This is a genomic window from Rhizobium sp. 007, from assembly GCF_015353075.1.
GTDB lineage: Bacteria > Pseudomonadota > Alphaproteobacteria > Rhizobiales > Rhizobiaceae > Rhizobium.
In genome coordinates this window covers 1,285,216-1,300,744 of sequence record NZ_CP064187.1, presented here as the reverse complement: position 1 = coordinate 1,300,744, position 15,529 = coordinate 1,285,216, and the positions used below count along the sequence as shown (strand labels likewise).

Sequence of the window (15,529 nt, the reverse complement as noted above, 5' to 3'; positions counted from 1 at the left end):
GATGTGCCCTAATACATAATTGTGGTATCCCTTAATTACACGTGAAAGCCATGATTTACAAGGATTTTAAGCGATTTTTGGTGGGTTTCAGGGTATCAGGGATTAGCCCAAAAAACTAACTTAAAATCCCTCGGAGAAATCCTTACGGGTTCGATCCCCGTCGCCCGCACCAGCACGCAGCCGTGACGCGAGGTTTTTGCGACGCCGGGCAGTCCACTCACCATTTCATCCGGGGAAAGTGCCAGTAGTCGGAGCCGGTTCGGCGGGAGATGAGCTTCAGCGTTCCATCCGGCTGAACCACGTATCTTTCGTAGACCCGGTATCCGAACTTGTCCGGAAACTCGTGCTTGACGGTGTATCCCGCTCGCGCGGGAACGTGGACGACTCTGCCATAGGTGAGGCTGCCGCGGATGGGCTCCGGCGGAGCCGTGTTGCATCCGGCAAGGGCAAGGGCGACCAGCAGGGAAGCGATAACAGCGCGCATCAAAATCTCCGGTCCTATTGGCACACAGGACGAAATCGCAGGTCTTACAGCCGCGGCGGAAAGAACTATGCGCCTACTGGTCTCGCCCCACCATCTTTATCAATCCCAATAAATATGATTTTATGCCGGCGTCTGAAAGGCGGCAGGGCTCGAAGGCGCCTTTGCGGATGCACGAATTACAGTGCCACGATGCGTGTAAGCTTGTCTTGTGGGAGTAAGACGATGGTTTACGATTGGAGTGGAGAAAGGGCGCGGCGTCTCAGGTTTTACAAAACAGCCGCTGCGTGTTTGTTCGGGAGCGTGCTTGCCGGGACCATGTTGCTGGTCATAGCCCTGCAGTTTCACTGGTAGCGGCCGACTTTGGCGCCGCGTGAATGCTGCTTTGGTTAAAATCAAGAGGAATTGCACGAAAGCACCTCTTGCGGCCAAGCAACGGCGCAGCGATGAGCCGCGCCGCCTCTACCATTTGATCGGAAAGCGTCTTACCCGAGCTTCGCCGCGATCTTTGCGACGTGCGCGGCCTGGTATTTCGCGGCTTCCAGCTCGATTGCTGAAGGCTGGCGCGAGCCATCGCCGTCGGTGATCGTGGACGCGCCGTGGGGGCGAGCCGCCCTTGATCTCATCGACACCCATCTCTTCGGGAATCAGGTCCGGAACGCCCTTTACGGTGACTTCGGCGCCCGCAGACTTGGCGCGCCTTCCGCAACTGCATATGCCATGGTTTCGATATGGCCACAGGCCGAATAGTAAAGAACTAGGACCTCGCCATGACGAACTCCCCTGCGGCACGGATTGAATGGTTGACCGGCGGAAGTTCTATCAGCGCGCTTCCTTGAGCATGACCTGCCTGCGCAGAACTCAGCGTTCAATGTATGTAGACTAAATGCACTTACCGTTTCCTTCGCCTTCTGCCGCGACCGGGTGCCGCCATTTGCAAGCCGGGAAAACGGCGCTACCTATAGCAAAGCCCCATCAGGATATCTCTCATGAGCACTGAAACCGTCATCACCGCCGCCATGCTGGCCATCGGCGATGAGCTTCTGTCCGGCCGAACCAAGGACAAAAACATTGGCCATCTGGCGGATATGCTTCAGCTTTCCGGCATCGATCTCAAGGAGGTGCGGATCGTCGCCGATGACGAGGATGCGATCGTCGAAGCTCTGAACGCCCTTCGCGGCAAATACGACTACGTCTTCACCTCGGGCGGCATCGGCCCCACGCATGACGATATCACCGCGGACGCAGTCTCGAAGGCTTTTGGCGTTCCCTGCGACCATGATGCTGCTGCCATGACACTGCTCGGTGACATGTACAAGCGCCGCGAGATGGAATTCACCGAAGCGCGCAAGCGCATGGCGCGCATGCCGCGCGGGGCGGCACACATCGCCAATCCGGTGTCGACTGCCCCCGGCTTCGTCATCGGCAATGTCTACGTCATGGCGGGCGTGCCGCAGGTGTTTCAGGCCATGGTCGACAATGTGCTGCCGATGCTTCGCACCGGGCAGCGCGTGCTGTCGCTGGCGATCGCCTGCCCCTATGCCGAAGGCGATATCGGCATGCTGCTGGCCGCCATCCAGAAGGCGCACCCGGACACCAGCATCGGCTCCTATCCGCGCTATGTCGGCCAGAAATTCTCGACGGAGATCGTCGTGCGCGGCCGGTCGCAGGCGGCTGTCGATGCAGCGGGCGCTGAGGTTCACGCCATGATCGAGAACATTCGTAGGACCAGGGAGATTGACGAAAACCGGTCCGCCGAAGCTTAGAGCAGCAACACACCGCCCTCGAACAACCAAGGAACCGTTCCACCGACAACGCATTTCCTGCTTACGAAACCATTTTCAGCCGCCGAGGAGAATTGATATGCCTTACAAGACCATACTCGCCATTCTCGATACGGCCGACAACAGCCGTGCGGTCTCCGATTTTGCCTTTGCGCTTGCCGCCGAAAACGATGCCCATGTCATCGGTCTCCACGCCGAAAACATCTCGGCCGTGCCGCTGGTCGCTCCGATGGAAATTCCCGATCCAGTCGCCGTTCAGGCGCTGCAGGACATGGCGCATTCCGAGACCGTGGAAGTGGAGCGCATCTTCCGCCAGAAAGCCGAAGCGTCCGGCGCATCATTCGAATGGCGCAGCTTCGCCACCTCGGCGGGCTACGGCTCGGCGCCGCTGATCGAGAGCGCCCGCAGCGCGGACCTCTTGATCGCCTCGCAAGCGGACCCTTCCAAGCCATCTGACAGCCAGGTCGATATCGACAGCTTTCTTTTCGAAAGCGGCCGTCCGGTCCTGATGATCCCCTATATCTTGCGGCAACCGAAAGCGATCAAACGCGTGATGATTGCCTGGAACGGCTCGAAGGAAGCCGCACGTGCGACATTCGATGCCATGCCGATCCTGAAGGCTGCCGACGAAGTCGAGGTCTTTTCCGTCGATCCGGTGGATTCTGCGATGCAGACGGCGGGCCTGGCGGGAGCGGAAATCGCAGCCACGCTTTCCCGCCACGGCGTGAAGGCGATGCTTGCCGTTGCGGAAGGCACCCATAAGAGCGCCTCGAACGTCATCGAAAACCGCCTCTCCGACAGCAGCATCGATCTCCTGGTGATGGGCGCCTACACCCATTCGCGCCTCTGGCAGATGATCTTCGGCGGCACGACGAAGTCGCTCTTGCAGTCGATGACGGCGCTCACCCTCCTCTCCCGTTGACGAAGCACCGGCGGGACTTGCGTTTTACCCGCAAATCCCGCTAATTGCGGCAACCGGTGACGGGCTCCGGAACTTCCTTTCGCGCGGGTTGGCCCTGCGCGATTTGCGTTTGACGGATTGCGCTTGGTCGCCGGCGGGTTTTCCTTTCATGCCGCGGAGCAGTTCGATGTCTTTTCCCGATAAAGCCTTTCCCGTTTCCTGGGATCAGTTCCATCGCGACGCCCGCGCGCTTGCCTGGCGCATCGCCGGCCTCAACAAGGAATTCAAGGGCATTGTCTGCATCACCCGCGGCGGCCTGGTTCCTGCGGCAATCATCTGCCGCGAACTCGACATCCGCCTGATCGAAACGGTCTGTGTCGCTTCTTATCATGATTACGTCAACCAGGGGGATATGGTGGTGCTGAAGGGCATTGCGCCGGAGCTCAAGGAAAATGGCGGCGATGGCATCCTCGTCATCGACGACCTCACCGATACCGGCAAGACGGCGGTGCAAGTGCGCGCCATGCTGCCCAAGGCGCATTTTGCCTGCGTCTACGCAAAGCCGCTCGGCGTGCCGACGGTCGACACCTTCGTCACGGAGGTCAGCCAGGACACCTGGATCTACTTCCCCTGGGACATGGGCTTCACCTATCAGGAGCCGATCGCCAAGGGTCCGCGCTGACAGCGTCGGGCCATTCCGGCACGAATAAACTCCACGCGGAATTGTCATCTTAGTAATACTGCAGATGTATGATGCGAGCCTGGCCTGCACGCGCGCATCCGAGCGACGTGCCAAGGGCCGGGTCACGGATCGCGCGAGGGCAAAAACGCGCGGAGCAAGGAAGAGGGGAATGGCATACCGGGGTTGGGTTAGAGCGGTCGTCGCTTCAGGGCTGGCGATCCCCTCTTTGTTGCCCGTGCCGGCCTTTGCCGAACCCGCCTATGTCGCCGTCGTCCGCGACTATGTAGATACCGTCGTCCGGCCGATGGTCAGCACGCCGATGGTCCTCGCGGCGATCAGAGAGCAGAACGCCAAATTCAGTGACGTCAGCAGCACGGATATCCAGGTCCTTGATTCGACCTACCGATCCGAAGTGGAAACCGGCGCCCTGCAGATGGTGTCCGCCATTCTATCCACGCCCGTTTCGCGCTACTTGAAGGAAAAACAGGATGCATCGCAGGGCGTTATCGTCGAGTTCTTCATTACCGACAGGAATGGGCTCAATGTCGGCGAGAGCAGAGTGACGACGGATTTCTGGCAGGCCGACGAAAACAAATATCTGCAGACCTTCGCGCGCGATTCGGACGAGATTTTCGTCGATCGCGCCGAGCGCGACGAGACCACGCAGATTCTCGAGGCGCAGGCCAGTTTCACCATCCGCGACGAGGCTGGAGCGGCGATCGGCATTGCCACCGTGACCGTCGCGCTCGATGCGATGTGAGGCCTCCCGAATCGCGATGCCGATCCGGGCCGAAAATGCCATCCTTAGATTTGGATTCGGCTAACTTTTTCTTTTCATCCTCGCTTTCCAGGTGCCTGAAGCCCGCAAAGCCCTGAAATTCAGGGCCTCCAGGCTTTTCCCCAGTCTTCACAGGGCCGTCCACAATATGTTGTGGTGAACGCTTCGTTAAAAACCACCCCTTGACGGAATCGCCCATTTCTCACTTAATGGTTTCCGATGTTGCGGCGGCAGCTGGACCGGGTTTAACGAGGCCGGTTCTCTTCAAAATTCGAGCGTGGAATCAGGGTGTTACATCCATGATGGATGGCAGCCGTGAGGGGACCTTTGCGCGATTTTTGACCTCCAAAAAAGTGACATCCGGGGCTGGCGATAATAAGCTGTTAATACTATATTTAGTGTTTGCAGCCACCATCACCACAAGATACAGGAAAGACATCTCCGGATGACACTCCTGTGACGGTACGGAAACGAGAGCTGGCTGCGCATCTTCCGGCGCTGCCGGATGAGGAAACTTGCGTCCTGGTCAACGGGGATGGGGCGCGCAAACAGAGGTGCAAGGACATGCGCATAGAACGCCGTTTCACAAAGGCAGGCCAGAGCGCTTACGCGGACATCGAATTCCGCAAGGCGACGAGCGAGATCAAGAACCCCGACGGTTCGATCGTCTTCCGCCTTGAGAACATCGACGTTCCCGCGCAGTTCTCCCAAGTCGCGGCCGACATCCTTGCCCAGAAATATTTCCGCAAGGCCGGCGTTCCGGCAAGGCTGAAGAAGGTCGAGGAAAACGACGTTCCCTCCTTCTTGTGGCGTTCGGTTGCCGATGAGGCAGCCCTCAAGGAGCTGCCGAAGGATCAGCAGTACGGCTCCGAAATCGATGCGCGCCAGGTCTTCGACCGTCTGGCCGGCACCTGGACCTACTGGGGCTGGAAGGGCGGCTACTTCTCGTCCGAGGAAGATGCCTCTGCCTTTCGCGACGAACTCGCCTACATGCTCGCTACCCAACGCGTCGCCCCGAACTCCCCGCAGTGGTTCAACACCGGCATGCACTGGGCCTACGGCATTGATGGCCCCGGCCAGGGCCACTTCTACGTCGACCCCTTCACCGGCAAGCTGACAAAGTCCAAGTCGGCCTACGAGCACCCCCAGCCGCATGCCTGCTTCATCCAGTCGGTCGAGGATGATCTCGTCAACGAAGGCGGCATCATGGACCTCTGGGTTCGCGAGGCCCGCCTCTTCAAGTACGGCTCCGGCACCGGCTCCAACTTCTCATATCTGCGCGGCGAGGGCGAAAAGCTTTCCGGCGGCGGCCGCTCCTCCGGCCTGATGAGCTTCCTGAAGATCGGCGACCGTGCGGCGGGCGCCATCAAGTCGGGCGGCACGACGCGCCGTGCGGCCAAGATGGTCGTCGTCGACATCGATCATCCGGATATCGAGGAATACATCAACTGGAAGGTCAAGGAAGAGCAGAAGGTTGCAGCCCTCGTCACCGGCTCGAAGATCGTCGCCAAGCACCTGAAGGCGATCATGAAGGCCTGCTTCAATTGCGAAGGCGGCGCCGATGCGGATTGTTTCGACCCGACCAAGAACCCTGCCCTCAAGCGCGAAATCCGCGCCGCCAAGAAGGACCAGGTTCCGGAAAATTATGTGAGCCGCGTCATCCAGTTCGCCCGCCAGGGCTACAAGGACATGGAGTTCAAGACCTACGACACGGACTGGGATAGTGAAGCCTACCTCACCGTTTCCGGCCAGAACTCCAACAACTCGGTCTCGATCCGCGACGACTTCCTTCGCGCCGTCGAAGCCGATGGCGACTGGAACCTGACGGCCCGCAAGGACGGTAAGGTCATGAAGACGCTGAAGGCCCGCGACCTCTGGGAAACGATCTCCTATGCCGCCTGGGCATCGGCCGATCCGGGTCTGCACTTCAACACGACGATGAACGACTGGCATACCAGCCCGGCCGCCGGCCCTATCCGCGCCTCCAACCCGTGCTCGGAATACATGTTCCTCGACGACACGGCCTGCAACCTTGCCTCGCTGAACCTCATGCAGTTCAAGGATGCGGCGACAAAGCGGATCAACATCGCCGACTACGAGCATGCCGTGCGTCTGTGGAGCGTCGTGCTCGAAATCTCCGTGATGATGGCGCAGTTCCCGTCGCGCCGCATCGCCGAGCTCTCCTACGAATACCGCACGATCGGTCTCGGCTATGCCAATATCGGCGGCCTGCTGATGTCGTCCGGCATTCCTTATGACAGCGACGAAGCCCGCGCCATCGCAGGCTCCCTGACGGCGATCATGACCGGCATTTCCTATGCCACCTCGGCGGAAATGGCTGCTGAACTCGGCCCGTTCCCGATGTTTGCGCCGAACCGCGAGAACATGCTGCGCGTCATCCGCAACCATCGCCGCGCCGCCTATGGCGAGATGTCCGGCTATGAAGGCCTGTCGATCAACCCCGTCGCCCTCATCCACGGCGAAAACCCGGACCAGGATCTCGCCGCGCACGCCAAGAGCGCTTGGGACAAGGCACTGGAACTCGGCGAAAAGCACGGCTACCGCAACGCCCAGGCAACCGTGATTGCGCCGACCGGAACGATCGGCCTCGTCATGGATTGCGACACGACCGGCATCGAGCCCGACTTCGCGCTCGTCAAGTTCAAGAAGCTTGCCGGCGGCGGTTACTTCAAGATCATCAACCGTGCCGTACCGGAAGCGCTGCGCACGCTCGGCTACTCCGAAAGCCAGATTGCCGAGATCGAAGCTTACGCCGTCGGCCACGGCAATCTGAACCAGGCGCCCGCCATCAACCCCTCGACGCTGAAGGCCAAGGGCTTCACCGACGAGAAGGTCGAGGCCGTCAACGCGGCGCTGAAGTCCGCTTTCGACATCAAGTTCGTCTTCAACCAGTGGACGCTTGGGCTCGACTTCCTGAAGGGCACGCTGAAGGTCTCCGACGAGCAGCTCGCCGACATGAGCTTCAACCTGCTCGACCACATGGGCTTTTCGAAGAAGGACATCGAGGCTGCAAACATCCATGTTTGCGGTGCGATGACGCTGGAAGGCGCTCCGTTCCTCAAGAACGAGCACCTCGCCGTCTTCGATTGCGCCAATCCTTGCGGCAAGATCGGCAAGCGTTATCTCTCGGTCGAAAGCCACATCCGCATGATGGCGGCTGCCCAGCCCTTCATCTCGGGTGCGATCTCCAAGACGATCAACATGCCGAACGATGCAACCGTCGACGATTGCAAGAGCGCCTACATGCTCTCCTGGAAGCTCGGCCTCAAGGCCAACGCGCTTTACCGCGACGGCTCGAAGCTGTCGCAGCCGCTAAACGCTTCGCTGATCGAGGACGAAGGCGACGAGGACGCGCTGGAGGAACTGCTGGCCCAGCCAGCCGCCGCCCAGGCCGTCACCGTCACCGAGAAGATCATCGAGCGGGTGATCGAGAAGGTCGTGCGCAGCCAGGAAAAGCTGCCGGGCCGCCGCAAGGGCTACACCCAGAAGGCAAAGATCGGCGGCCACACGATTTTCCTGCGCACCGGCGAATATGACGACGGCCGCCTCGGCGAGATCTTCCTCGACATGAACAAGGAAGGTTCGGCCCTTCGTGCGTTCATCAACAACTTCGCGATCTCGGTCTCGCTCGGTCTGCAATACGGCGTGCCGCTCGAGGAATATGTCGATGCCTTCACCTTCACGAAGTTCGAGCCGGCGGGCATCGTCACAGGCAACGACGCGATCAAGAATGCGACGTCGATCCTCGACTACGTGTTCCGCGAACTCGCCATCTCCTATCTCGGCCGCCACGATCTGGCGCATGTCGATACGTCCGACTTCAACAACACGGCGCTCGGCCGCGGCGTGTCGGAAGGCAAGGCGGACGTCGTCTCCAAAGGCCTGACTCGCGGCTATAAGCCGACGCTGGTTTCCGGAAACTCGACCGAGCGCGCGGCATCGGAGATCAAGGGTGCTGCAACCGCCGCCCCTGTCCGCGCCTCCTCGGGCGCGACGATCACGGCGATTGCCGGCAACACCGTGCGCAAGCTCGAAACCGTCGCCGCCTCCTCCGAAGTCGTCGCCTTCAAGCGCGATTATGAGGAACGCGCCAAGGAACTGGCGGAGGAAATCGCCGAAGAGATCGCTGAGGAATCCAGCACGCTCTTCACCGACGCCGCCGCTGCCGACGCAGCCTCTGCCAAGACCGAAGCCAAGAAGGTCGAAGCCGAACGCCGCGCCCGCTCCATCATGCAGGGCTACACGGGCAATATGTGCACCGAGTGCCAGAACTTCACGATGGTACGGAATGGGACCTGCGAGAAGTGCGATACGTGTGGAAGTACAAGTGGGTGCTCTTGATTACTCTTCTTACTCCGAACCGCGGTTCGCACTAAAGCGAACCGCGACAAAGAAGCATCCGCCCTTTGGGCGGATTCCGTTTAGGAAGACAAGGCTGAGGAGCGGAGCCTACTTCGCAGCCGACGAAGCCTTCTTACTCGCCCGCGGTTCGCGCGAAGGCGAGCCGCGTCAAAGAAGCATCCGCCCTTCGGGGCGGATTCCGTTTAGGAAGACAGGGCTGAGGAGCGGAGCCCACTTCGCAGCCGACGAAGCTCTGTTTTCACAACGCATGACGGGAAAACTAAGAAATGTGGGCAGAGACCTCACCCAAGATGAAGTCATGAATTCGATCTAGGGACCGACGGAATGGACTACAGCTAGAGCCTAGAGCGAGCTTCGTACATTCCGAACTTGGACGCCTTCAGGCGCGGCACGAAACCGATCAACTCCAGACTCAGGAGAGCCGCCTGCGCAATTTTGTGAGGTATGCGACTGCGCGTGGCGAACTGCGGGTCACCGCGAAGACTGCGGTGGAGTGGGCAAGCCACCAATGTGGTCCCGCAACGTGGTCGTCGCGCCTTTCGACGGTCAGAGCTTTTGCCCGCCACCTCCAGGTGGTCGACCCCCAAACAGAGATTCCGCCTCCGCACATCTTTCCACCACAACGAAGACCGCGTCCTTTCATCTATTCAGACGAACAGATCACCGATCTCCTGAAGTCGATGCTCGACCTGCATCCTGGAAGCTTCCGAGGGCCGACATATCATTACTTCTTCGGCTTGCTGGCATCCACCGGACTTCGCTTCTCAGAGGCGGCGCGGTTGCTTCGTGAGGACGCCGATTTGGAAGCAGGCATGCTGACGATCCGCGAGACGAAGTTCGGAAAGACCCGCATCGTGCCGCTGCATCCGAGTACGACGCTGGCGCTTCGGCGATATGCGGCAATCCGTGACGATCACCCGGTCAGACGGATAAGCAAATACTTCTTTACCGGAGACCTTGGCAGGGCCCTGATCCATGCCAACCCACACTTCTCCTTTATCCTCTGGACACGCCAGGCGGGGCTGAGGCAGCCGGATGAGCGTGGCGGTCCCAGGATTCACGATCTCCGCCACACCTTCGCCGTTCGAACGCTGCTGTCTTGGTACCAGGATGGCGAAGACATCGAACGGCGCTTACCGGAGCTTTCGACCTACCTCGGGCACAATTATGTCAGCGCCACCTATTGGTATCTGACAGCGCATCCCGATCTTTTAGGCGAGGCAAAACGTCGTCTCGACGCGAGGTGGGAGGTCGCCGAATGACAAATCCACTCCCTCGGTTGATTGAACGCTTCTTCGCGCAGCGCCTTGCTCGCCACCGCAACGTGAGCCCACATACGATTGCCTCCTATCGCGACACATTCAAGCTCTTCCTGAAGTTCGCACATCGTCGAACCGGCAAATTTCCGTCTGATCTTCGACTGGAGGATTTCGATGCGGAGCTGGTTGTCGCGTTCCTTGATGATCTGGACTCCGAGCGCCACGCCAGCCCTGCGACCTATAACCTTCGGCTGACGGCAATCCGGTGCTTCTTCCGCTTCCTGGCCTTCGAGGAACGAGCATATAGTGGGCAGATACAGCGCGTCCTTGCGATCCCAGGGAAGATCGGGTCGAAGCGGGAGGTGCAATTTCTCACCCGTAACGAGATCGAAGCGATCCTCTCGGCTCCTGATCGACGAACCTGGGTTGGGCGTCGTGACCATGTTTTGATGCTGACAGCCGTGCAGACAGGGATGCGGCTCTCGGAACTCGTGGGCCTTGATCGAAGTGCTGTCACCATCGACACAGGGGCGCATATCCGGTGTTTCGGGAAGGGACGCAAGGAACACACTACGCCGATAACCAGAATGCTCAATGTCACGCTCAGGTCCTGGTTGGACGAGCCACCGGTTGGAAACGGCAATGCTCTTTTCCCGACCGTTCACGGCGGGCGGATGAGTCCTGATGCCGTTCAGTATCTTCTGGCAAAATACGTGTCGACGGCGTCGAAGGGCTGCTCGTCGTTACGATCAAAGCGGATATCACCCCATGACCTTTGACATAGCGCGGCGATGGAGTTGCTGGATGCCGGTGTCGACAGCACGGTGATCTCATTGTGGCTAGGCCATGAGTCCACGCGGTCCACACAGCCGTACTTGCATGCCCACCTGGCAATCAAGGAGGCCGCTCTAGCCAAGATCGACCCGTTCAATGGACAATCGCCTGGCCGGTTCAGGGCTGGCGACGAGCTATTGGCGTTTCTTGACAAACTTTGATCCCTGCCGGAGCCATTGACATCGCGGTGAGGGCCGCGATGTCATGCCGAGCCCACCAATCATCGAGGAACTTTCACTAGGCAGGAAAGCGCCAACACCGGCCATTGCGGAGTGCTGCGAATCTTCTAAGCTCTTCTCAACACCGCAAACGGGCCAACTTGATCCTGTGCGTGACGGACTCTCTTACGCGAACCGGATCGCCGTTCTCGCGCGCGCCTTTGCCGCTACTTCCTCGCGATCGCGAGGAGGTTGAGAGGTCTCCAGCGAATCGAGCAGCTCGCGGGACATGCCGCGATCGAACTGACGCGCTCGAATGCGGCCTCATTGCGCGCCAACACATCGTTTCTGGCAGCGGAGGTTCGATCCGCTGCCAGAGATGTTTCAACCAGTGGTCTGCTTATTTTGCCGGGGGCTTGTAGGAAGATGCGATTGTGCCCGCCTTCTCTTGCGCAGCCTTGAATTCCGCGCCCGTGTAGGCTCGCACGGTTTTGACATTCGATACGGCTCCCGATGCGCTGACGACGAGAAGTGCGGGGATCAGGTCAGCACCATCGTCGAATTCCGTGATTGCCATCCAGTCGGTTTCGCCGGTCGTGAGGTAGAAAGAATGCAGTTTCCCGCCCGCTGCTTCCATGACGCCACGGGCCGCCTTTTCTCGGTTCGATGGATTGTCAATCATTCCCTTCGCTGACGTGGCTGTATAGCACCCTGTTGTTACGAAAAGTGGCATAGGACATCCTCCCTCGATAATGGGCAGATCGGGTGATCTGCCCAATACTTATTATCTCAAAAAACTTGGCGTTAGACGAGCGTCGGACCGCAGAGCGCTAGATTGGTCGATGGTGCTGATTTTGTCTTTCCCGAAAAGTTCTCTATCGAGCCTCGCGTCGTCGCTCGTGCGGTCATCAGCTCCTTGAGAGGTCTGCGTGAAAGCGATGCCGGACGCCATGTGGAGAAAAGCCTGGATCGGCGTCTTGCCGATCTCTTTACCCGTCAGCTCGGGCACGTAGGTTTGCACCGTGTCATCTACAGAGTGGATCGCACCTTCCGAGATCGCAATTCCAATCAGCATGGCAGTTATGGTTTTGCCATCGATTGCGAAAGAAATCGGTCGTGATCGGTACGGCCATATTGGTAGTGTTCGTACAATATGGTCTGGTCGTGCGCTATCAGTAACCCCGTCGTTGGATTGCGGGCCAGATACTCCGCCAGAGTGGCAGTGCTTGAAGCGAAAGTATAAGTGTCGCCGAAAGTATACGAGACAGAAATCTCGGTCTGAGCCCGCAACAACGACGAAGTTTTTTCGGCGGCAGCTACCGTACGCGTCGGGGTCAACTGATCTGCATGGCTATAATTGCCGACCATATTCTGTGGCTTGTCCAAAGGCCAACCAACTGGATACCCAAGCTGCTGGCCGTGTTCATCGGCATCGGGTCCAGGGTTTGAGAAGATCGGTTCAGCCTTCGGGGGCTCTTGCGCATGTGCAAGGCACGCCTGAAAGATGAGTGACGATACCGCCGCAGTACCATGCTGCGCCAATTGCACATGACTGTCCTCCGCGCGTCAGATCAAGGACATCAGCAGCTCTTAGGCTTTCGCTTTTGTGACGACTGCTGCTGGGAGGATTTCGCGTGTGGACTTCGTCCGCTTCGGGCCGGGAACCGCCGAAGATGCTATTGTCCGTCCCGCCCAAAGCGGCGACGAGGTGGGAGGAGCGGCGGAGGCATAATCATGGAATCTGTTGTGTTGCGTTCCCGGCGTCCTTGGAACAAAGGAATACTCGTCGGCCAAAAGCGTCCGCTCCAACCCAGGAATGTCTGGTCAATAAGGGTTCGGCTCGAAATGAGCGGTGCGACCCGTGAACTGGCACTTTTCAACCTCGCCATCGACAGCAAGCTCCGCGCATGTGATCTCGTCCGATTAAGGATTGAAGACCTTTGGTCAGGTGCTTCGATCAGAGATCGTGCAACAATCATTCAGAAAAAGACGAGACGCCCAGTCCAGTTCGAGGTGACGGAGCAGACGAAAACTGCATTGGCAGCTTGGCTCCCGTTCGTTCGAAGGAATGGCGGAAGTTATCTATTTCCAAGCCGCCGACAGACATCGCAGCACATCTCGACACGGCAGTATGCCAGGATCGTCCACAGGTGGGTCGCGAGTATCGGGCTAGAGTCGAGCGCCTACGGCACGCACTCTATGAGAAGGACAAAGGCGGCACAAATCTACAAAAACACAGGCAATCTACGGGCGGTCCAAATCCTTCTCGGTCACACCAAGCTCGAAAGTACCGTTCGATATCTCGGCGTAGAGGTGGATGACGCTTTGCGGATTGCCGAGCAGATCGAGTTATGACGACCTGACCATCGGCGAAAGCCGGTGGTCGCCCCCGCGCCAGAAGTGGTCATCTCAATGTCGTCTCATAATAGTGAATCTCCAGCAGCAAGCAGCCCATCTCTGATTTGAATGGCCCATGAGAGACCCCTGGAGGACGGCATGCGTAGGTATGAGCAGGATATGTTTCGGGGGACCTGTCGCCGACTATGAGGTCGCCTTCGAGAAGATAGACCTCTTCCCAGTAGTCATGCACGAACGGCTTTTCAGTGCGCGCGCCCGGCAGGAAACGCAGCAATCGTGTCCGGTTGCCTTCGCCCTTCACTTCGTCAAGCCGCCCCGCCAGTATTTTCTGCTCTATTCCCTCCGGGTAGCCAGGAGGGACATGCCACCCCTGTCCCATGTCCACCTGATGGAATTCCTTGTGCTCTTTCAGTGTGGACGGGTGCATGGTCATTCCGCCACTGCCGCGAGGGCTCCAAGTTCGTTTTCGAGCGAATAGGAATCAAGCATCTGATCGACCAATCGGGTGCCGGAATGCCAGTCGCACGTTCTATAACTGTGATTCCTGGTGACGAAGTTCGCGCCCGCATAGAACATCTCGTATTGGGTATGCCTCGAGGCGAACTCGGAGCCGATCGCATCCCAGGCCAGCTTGAAGAGCTTCACCCGCCCTTCGGCACTCGTGGATGGTGATTGCTGGGTCTTCTCGATCAGAGCCTTGAGTTGGGGATCGGCGAAGTCTTCGACGCTTGAGGGCAGCATGATCAGTCCGCCGCCGGCCAGTTCACGCAGTGCCGAAATCACTTCCGGATAGAGCTTCTGCGTGAGTACCTGAGCCGAATAGAGCGTGTGCGCATCCGGGACGAAGTAGGCACCGAAGTTTCGTCCCTTGACCTCCATGGCATGCACCAGCGCATCGACCATCGCGCTCTGGGCCGCCAGGACACCGAGCGTTTCGCGCACCTGCGGGAAATTGACGATGCCGTTGGTCTCGGTGATGCGATGTGCCAACCCCAGAAGAAATCGCATCTTCACCATCAGGCGGATTTGTGCCTGGTAATTCTGCAGGACATGGGCGGGCGTCGCATGAAACTGCTGCTGGCACATGTGGATGTCCTGGTTGATGAAAACCCTATCCCACGGCACTTTGACGTCATCGAAATAAAGGATCGCATCGTTCTCATCGAAGCGGCTGGCGAGCGGATTGTCGAAAACGCTGGTTGCATTTTCTTCATACGACTTGCGGGACATGATCTTCAGCCCGGCTGCATTCATGGGCACTGCGAAGGAGACTGCATAGGGCTCGTCTCCTTGTGAAAGCGGCTGGATACAAGTGACGATCACCTCGTTGGCCATGATGCCGCCTGTCGCCAACATCTTTGCGCCGCGGATTGTCAGACCTTCCGCGTCCTGGTCGACAACGCCGGCCGTCAAGGTGCCGTCCTGCTGCTGGCTTGCGCTCTTCGACCGGTCAGCCTGAGGGTTGATGATCACGTAGGTCAGGTAAAGGTCGTTGTCGCGGGCGTATCGATAGTAGTCGGCAAGGGCGTCGGCTCGCTTCGGATCGTAGGCCTGAAAGACCTCAATTCCCATCATCATGCCGGCCAGACAGGAAGCGACATGGTCCGGCGCACGGCCAAGGAAACCGCAATGCAACGTTGCCCAGGTCTCCAGCGCTCTTCGGCGCTCCACCAGCTCCGCATGGTTGCCAGGCATCTGCCAAATGCGGCTTGCAGTGCCGACGCCGTTCACCTCGTATGTCATGAGGGAGCGATTCTGCTCGGCGCTTTGGAAATCGTAGAGCCGCGCCACTGATTGTATGGATTGGCAAAAGGCCGGATGGATCGTGACATCGTCGGCGCGCTTTCCGTTGATGAGCACGTGCCTGCCATCCCGCAGGGTTTCGATATGCTCTGAACCCGTTTTCAACAT

13 protein-coding genes and 3 pseudogenes are annotated in these 15,529 nt (G+C 58.9%); 8 read left to right on the top strand and 8 right to left on the bottom strand.

The window, feature by feature from the left end; translation table 11 throughout:
- Positions 1-217: 217 nt before the first annotated feature.
- The gene (locus ISN39_RS06490; RefSeq protein WP_074067663.1) at positions 218-484 is read right to left on the bottom strand and encodes a hypothetical protein; all 267 of its coding nucleotides are present in this window, start codon (positions 482-484) and stop codon (positions 218-220) included.
- A 482-nt stretch (positions 485-966) separates the two neighbouring features.
- Positions 967-1,203, bottom strand: a pseudogene (locus ISN39_RS06485) (hypothetical protein).
- 267 nt (positions 1,204-1,470) lie between these two features.
- Between ISN39_RS06485 and ISN39_RS06480 the strand changes: the two are divergent.
- The 7 genes and pseudogenes from ISN39_RS06480 to ISN39_RS06450 all read left to right on the top strand — a co-directional run bounded on the left by ISN39_RS06480 (position 1,471) and on the right by ISN39_RS06450 (position 11,263).
- Positions 1,471-2,247, top strand: a complete 777-nt coding sequence (locus ISN39_RS06480) for a competence/damage-inducible protein A (RefSeq protein ID WP_194729500.1) — start codon at positions 1,471-1,473, stop codon at positions 2,245-2,247.
- A 97-nt stretch (positions 2,248-2,344) separates the two neighbouring features.
- Positions 2,345-3,187, top strand: coding sequence for a universal stress protein (locus tag ISN39_RS06475; protein ID WP_194729499.1), 843 nt, complete (start codon positions 2,345-2,347; stop codon positions 3,185-3,187).
- Positions 3,188-3,353: 166 nt separating this feature from the next.
- Positions 3,354-3,848 carry a xanthine phosphoribosyltransferase gene (gpt, locus tag ISN39_RS06470; RefSeq protein WP_194729498.1) on the top strand — a complete coding sequence of 165 codons (495 nt, stop codon included), beginning with the start codon at positions 3,354-3,356 and terminating at the stop codon, positions 3,846-3,848.
- A gap of 169 nt (positions 3,849-4,017) precedes the next feature.
- A complete protein-coding gene (locus ISN39_RS06465; RefSeq protein WP_194729497.1) occupies positions 4,018-4,608 on the top strand; it encodes a hypothetical protein in 591 nt (196 codons plus the stop codon).
- A 582-nt stretch (positions 4,609-5,190) separates the two neighbouring features.
- Positions 5,191-8,988: a vitamin B12-dependent ribonucleotide reductase gene (locus ISN39_RS06460; RefSeq protein WP_194729496.1), complete on the top strand. Its 3,798-nt coding sequence runs from the start codon at positions 5,191-5,193 to the stop codon at positions 8,986-8,988.
- Positions 8,989-9,689: 701 nt separating this feature from the next.
- Positions 9,690-10,271: a tyrosine-type recombinase/integrase gene (locus tag ISN39_RS06455; RefSeq protein WP_246763355.1), complete on the top strand. Its 582-nt coding sequence runs from the start codon at positions 9,690-9,692 to the stop codon at positions 10,269-10,271.
- Positions 10,268-11,263 (top strand): annotated as a pseudogene (locus tag ISN39_RS06450) (tyrosine-type recombinase/integrase). The gene ISN39_RS06455 and the pseudogene ISN39_RS06450 overlap by 4 nt, the downstream one beginning before the upstream one ends.
- A 183-nt stretch (positions 11,264-11,446) precedes the next feature.
- Here the strand turns inward: ISN39_RS06450 and ISN39_RS06445 are convergent.
- The 4 genes and pseudogenes from ISN39_RS06445 to ISN39_RS36130 all read right to left on the bottom strand — a co-directional run.
- A pseudogene (locus ISN39_RS06445) lies at positions 11,447-11,592 on the bottom strand (DUF2277 family protein); the annotation flags it as partial.
- Between the two features lie 68 nt (positions 11,593-11,660).
- On the bottom strand, positions 11,661-11,942 hold the full coding sequence (locus ISN39_RS06440) for a GYD domain-containing protein (RefSeq protein WP_233450651.1): 282 nt from the start codon (positions 11,940-11,942) through the stop codon (positions 11,661-11,663).
- 102 nt (positions 11,943-12,044) lie between these two features.
- Positions 12,045-12,335 carry a hypothetical protein gene (locus ISN39_RS36135; protein ID WP_246763288.1) on the bottom strand — a complete coding sequence of 97 codons (291 nt, stop codon included), beginning with the start codon at positions 12,333-12,335 and terminating at the stop codon, positions 12,045-12,047.
- Positions 12,336-12,340: 5 nt separating this feature from the next.
- Positions 12,341-12,808, bottom strand: a complete 468-nt coding sequence (locus tag ISN39_RS36130; RefSeq protein WP_246763287.1) for a hypothetical protein — start codon at positions 12,806-12,808, stop codon at positions 12,341-12,343.
- Between the two features lie 186 nt (positions 12,809-12,994).
- On the opposite strand from ISN39_RS36130, the gene ISN39_RS06430 reads away from it, so the two are divergent.
- A complete protein-coding gene (locus ISN39_RS06430; protein WP_194729495.1) occupies positions 12,995-13,615 on the top strand; it encodes a tyrosine-type recombinase/integrase in 621 nt (206 codons plus the stop codon).
- A gap of 49 nt (positions 13,616-13,664) precedes the next feature.
- Here ISN39_RS06430 and ISN39_RS06425 read toward each other — a convergent pair whose 3' ends face one another.
- Positions 13,665-14,045: a cupin domain-containing protein gene (locus tag ISN39_RS06425; protein WP_210388706.1), complete on the bottom strand. Its 381-nt coding sequence runs from the start codon at positions 14,043-14,045 to the stop codon at positions 13,665-13,667.
- A 2-nt stretch (positions 14,046-14,047) separates the two neighbouring features.
- Positions 14,048-15,529, bottom strand: coding sequence for a 4-hydroxyphenylacetate 3-hydroxylase N-terminal domain-containing protein (locus ISN39_RS06420; RefSeq protein ID WP_194729493.1), 1,482 nt, complete (start codon positions 15,527-15,529; stop codon positions 14,048-14,050).

Excerpts from the sequence above, each read along its gene's own strand:
- ISN39_RS06490 (WP_074067663.1), bottom strand. The coding sequence starts at position 484 with ATGCGCGCTGTTATCGCTTCCCTGCTGGTCGCCCTTGCCCTTGCCGGA.
- ISN39_RS06480 (WP_194729500.1), top strand. The coding sequence starts at position 1,471 with ATGAGCACTGAAACCGTCATCACCGCCGCCATGCTGGCCATCGGCGAT.
- ISN39_RS06475 (WP_194729499.1), top strand. The coding sequence starts at position 2,345 with ATGCCTTACAAGACCATACTCGCCATTCTCGATACGGCCGACAACAGC.
- gpt (WP_194729498.1), top strand. The coding sequence starts at position 3,354 with ATGTCTTTTCCCGATAAAGCCTTTCCCGTTTCCTGGGATCAGTTCCAT.
- ISN39_RS06465 (WP_194729497.1), top strand. The coding sequence starts at position 4,018 with ATGGCATACCGGGGTTGGGTTAGAGCGGTCGTCGCTTCAGGGCTGGCG.
- ISN39_RS06460 (WP_194729496.1), top strand. The coding sequence starts at position 5,191 with ATGCGCATAGAACGCCGTTTCACAAAGGCAGGCCAGAGCGCTTACGCG.
- ISN39_RS06455 (WP_246763355.1), top strand. The coding sequence starts at position 9,690 with ATGCTCGACCTGCATCCTGGAAGCTTCCGAGGGCCGACATATCATTAC.
- ISN39_RS06440 (WP_233450651.1), bottom strand. The coding sequence starts at position 11,942 with ATGATTGACAATCCATCGAACCGAGAAAAGGCGGCCCGTGGCGTCATG.
- ISN39_RS36135 (WP_246763288.1), bottom strand. The coding sequence starts at position 12,335 with ATGCTGATTGGAATTGCGATCTCGGAAGGTGCGATCCACTCTGTAGAT.
- ISN39_RS06430 (WP_194729495.1), top strand. The coding sequence starts at position 12,995 with ATGGAATCTGTTGTGTTGCGTTCCCGGCGTCCTTGGAACAAAGGAATA.
- ISN39_RS06425 (WP_210388706.1), bottom strand. The coding sequence starts at position 14,045 with ATGCACCCGTCCACACTGAAAGAGCACAAGGAATTCCATCAGGTGGAC.
- ISN39_RS06420 (WP_194729493.1), bottom strand. The coding sequence starts at position 15,529 with ATGTTGAAAACGGGTTCAGAGCATATCGAAACCCTGCGGGATGGCAGG.